Below are 229 nucleotides of genomic sequence, written 5' to 3'. Positions count from 1 at the left end.
TACAGCTCGACCGCTCGGATGCGGTCTTCGTATGAATACATGAACTACCTCCAGGTAGTCCAAGATTTCCGCCGCATCCCCGGTGGGTCAGTTTTCGGTCAGCGGCAACAAGTTCGCCAAGCGAGAAGAACTGGCGGTTGCGCAGCACCGCCAGGATCCAACGTTCGGTCCACTTGCACGCCGACTTCGACCTTGGCTTTGTCCTTGGGCGTGCGCGAGCGAGCAGGCA

This window comes from Pseudomonas bohemica (assembly GCF_002934685.1).
GTDB lineage: Bacteria > Pseudomonadota > Gammaproteobacteria > Pseudomonadales > Pseudomonadaceae > Aquipseudomonas > Aquipseudomonas bohemica.
The sequence above is the reverse complement of the archived record's forward strand: the minus strand, read 5'-3'. Positions refer to the sequence as shown.